The following is a 3105-nucleotide window of genomic DNA, read 5'->3' as shown; positions in this document are numbered from 1 at the left end:
GAAAAGTGCTGCCTCCCAAAAGTTGAATTTTCTTTAACCTTGGGGGCACAGTTTTGTATTAGGTTAAAGTCAAACGGAGGTTTGAAGACTTTGGATAATTAAATATATTTTTATAGTTAACATATGAGATATTATCGGAAGAGAGGAAGCCCAAAAGCTTCTTCTCTTTTCTACTTAAATTCAATTAACACAAAAAAGTTTTCAAAAATTGATCATTCATTCATTAATCGCCGATTGTAAAATTAAGCTAGACAATTGAAAAAGCCATTCGTGGTACACTCACAATGTATTTTCCGACCAAAGAAAAACATAGGAGTGATCACGAATGACCTACACCCATCTTACCACGGATGAACTGGTGATGATAGAATCCTACCACCGCCAAAATATACCTGTAGCGATCATTGCTAAGTTGATGAACCGTTCCAGGCAGCCAATCTACAACGTCATCAATTTCCTGAAATCAGGACATACAGCGCTCGACTTCTACACGCAATACAAGAAAAATAAGAAACGCTGCGGCCGGCGGAAGATTGTCCTGCCGAAGAAACAAGTGGCCTATGTTCAAGACAAGGTGGCGCAGGGCTGGACGCCGGATGTCATTGTCGGCCGGGCAGAAACGGCCATCGATTGTTCCGCGCGCACCATCTATCGCATGTTCAAAAATCAGGTCTTTGACGCCGCCACGCTGCCGATGAAAGGAAAACGGAAACCCAATGGACACCAGGAACGCCGGGGAAAACAGGCGTTCAAACGCCATATTTCCGAACGGGAAGCCGACAACCCGTCGTTCAAAAAAGAGTTCGGGCATATCGAAGGCGACACCATTGTGGGTGCCCGCCACAAAAGTGCGGTGATCACGCTGGTCGAACGGCTGACGAAAGTCATCATCGCCCTGAAGCCTGCAGGACGCAAGGCTTGCGATATTGAAACTGCGTTGAACCAGTGGTTCCAAGGGGTCCCGAGAAATCTGTTCAAATCCATCACGTTTGATTGCGGCAAGGAATTCTCCAATTGGAAACCGTTGTGCAACCGGCACGACGTCTCGATTTACTTTGCGGATCCCGGCACGCCTTCTCAGCGCGCCTTGAATGAAAACTCCAACGGGCTCCTGCGGAAAGACGGCTTGGCAAAGGAAATGGACTTCAACCAGGTGGATCAAACATTCATTTCGTCGGTGGCCGACAAGCGGAATAACATCCCAAGAAAGTCACTGAATTACCGCACACCGTTGGAGGCATTTTTGAGTCACCTGAATGGAGTCGATCTGTCTAGCTTAAATTGACAAACGGAATGATTTAAAGATATCAGTGTACTGCAACTTTTAACTGATACATCTATAAAAGCAGCAAAGGATTTTTCGTCAGCAACCGCCAGGGCGTTAGTCTATCGATTGTTCGACGTGAATGATTGCCTCGAACGGCACATGGATGATCCCTTCCCTTTGATTGGCCAGCTCGACGGTCCGCTCCATGTAGTTCGTCCGGTGCACGAATCCTCTGAATCGTTTCATCTCCCGCTTCTCCACATATTTTACCTCTACCAAATCTCCGCTGAAGATCGCGTCGTTCAGCACATTCTCATAGACCGATAGGACCTGTTCATCGATATCTGGCATCTCAATTTTTTGAATCTCTTTATAGTATTTCGTCAGTAGCGCCTTGTGCTCGGGCATGAGGAATGGGATCCATTTCAATTCGCCCCGATCGCGATACATCGTCATAATAATTACCCCTCTCAATAAAACGAACGTTTGTTCTTATTTTATACCCGATTTGTCCCGTTTGAACAGCCTTTTTCGTGATTGGTAATCCGTGCGTCCTGTTTCCGTACTCTAGCTCGCTGGTCTTCGGTGCAAGGGACGTCAAAAAAATGACGCGCCCTCCGGCCCGTCTTCCTTCGCTTTAGGCTCAAAGCGAGGCTTTTCGCTCGTTGGCTACGGAAGCCTGTCCCTCCGTTTGCTCTACGCATTTTTTTGAGGCTCTCCCTGCGGTCGCCCTTGCACCGTCTCCCGACGCTCGCTTCGTTCCCGTCAACAGGACGCACAACGGTGTTCGTTCTGAGCTCGGCTTATCCGAAAGGGGACAAACCATCATGGAACTTACATCCATCATCGAGGTCATTCGTATCAAACAAGAGATTCGCGAGGAGATGGTCGCTCTCGAGCACGCCATCATCCAATCACCGGACAGTGCCCGACAAATCGGTTCCTCGTTCATCGGGGACGACGACCGTGAAGTGTTCCTCGTCATCATGCTCAACACAAAGAACCGGGTCATCGGCGTCCACCGGGCACACGTCGGGAGCGTCAACTCGAGTGTCGTCCACCCACGGGAGGTCTTCAAATGCGCCATCTTGAACAACGCCTCGTGCCTCATCGTCTGTCATCAGCACCCGAGCGGGGACCCGACGCCGAGCCGGGAGGACATCCTCGTCTCCGAACGGTTACATGAGGCGGGGGACCTCATCGGCATCCCGGTGCTCGACCATCTCATCCTCGGAGCGGACGAGTCGTACGTCAGCATGAAACAGCGAGGTTACATGGGTTGAACGGAATGGAGTGGGGCCGGGGGACCGGTCCCGGTCCGTCCGGTAAGGACAAGGAAGAAAAACGTACGTTTTTCTTTGACTGGATGGGCGACTCGCGTTGCTCTCGCCTGGATCCATAGAGCGGGATCCGGAAAAGGGTCGTTTTCGCATGACGAAAACGCGATGGTTCGTGTGTGAAGGTTGGACGTTGTTTTGGTCTGTCTCGTAAGAAGACTATTTGATGAAATGACAGAAGTGAAAACACGGTTTGTTTATTGAAAATGAGCATGTTTTCTAAACAAGCCCTAGGGCTTACGTGAAATTAGGCGAGATGTTGTCTGCTTGGATGCGAGGTATCATGAGGCTATCAACAGGAGAGGAAGATTCAGATGGACAGTTACCAACTAGATCAACAGACGATGGACGAGATGACGGAGGTATTGCTTCGACTGTATTTTGCAATACAAATGTGCACAATAATGCAACGAAAAGTACAGAACTTTGCCAGCTGGGTTTTAGTGTTTCGACAACGCATGCGTGACACGATAACTGTCACCTGTAAAGTTTAGTATGTGA

3 protein-coding genes are annotated in these 3105 nt (G+C 49.0%); 2 read left to right on the top strand and 1 reads right to left on the bottom strand.

Annotated features, from left to right (window positions below; genetic code table 11):
• The first annotated feature begins 325 nt into the window (after positions 1-325).
• Positions 326-1285: an IS30 family transposase gene (locus tag KNP85_RS15575; RefSeq protein WP_114167461.1), complete on the top strand. Its 960-nt coding sequence runs from the start codon at positions 326-328 to the stop codon at positions 1283-1285.
• Positions 1286-1381: 96 nt separating this feature from the next.
• On the opposite strand, the gene KNP85_RS15570 is transcribed toward KNP85_RS15575, so the two are convergent.
• Complete coding sequence (locus KNP85_RS15570) at positions 1382-1723, bottom strand: YolD-like family protein (RefSeq protein ID WP_029595514.1); 342 nt, start codon at positions 1721-1723, stop codon at positions 1382-1384.
• A 371-nt stretch (positions 1724-2094) separates the two neighbouring features.
• On the opposite strand from KNP85_RS15570, the gene KNP85_RS15565 reads away from it, so the two are divergent.
• Positions 2095-2550, top strand: coding sequence for a JAB domain-containing protein (locus KNP85_RS15565; RefSeq protein ID WP_035385670.1), 456 nt, complete (start codon positions 2095-2097; stop codon positions 2548-2550).
• The last annotated feature ends 555 nt before the right edge of the window (positions 2551-3105 follow it).

It is taken from the genome of Exiguobacterium sp. s194 (assembly GCF_018618275.1).
Taxonomy (GTDB): Bacteria; Bacillota; Bacilli; order Exiguobacteriales; family Exiguobacteriaceae; genus Exiguobacterium; species Exiguobacterium chiriqhucha.
This window is presented reverse-complemented; position numbering and strand designations above follow the sequence as displayed.

Excerpts from the sequence above, each read along its gene's own strand:
- KNP85_RS15575 (WP_114167461.1), top strand. The coding sequence starts at position 326 with ATGACCTACACCCATCTTACCACGGATGAACTGGTGATGATAGAATCC.
- KNP85_RS15570 (WP_029595514.1), bottom strand. The coding sequence starts at position 1,723 with ATGACGATGTATCGCGATCGGGGCGAATTGAAATGGATCCCATTCCTC.
- KNP85_RS15565 (WP_035385670.1), top strand. The coding sequence starts at position 2,095 with ATGGAACTTACATCCATCATCGAGGTCATTCGTATCAAACAAGAGATT.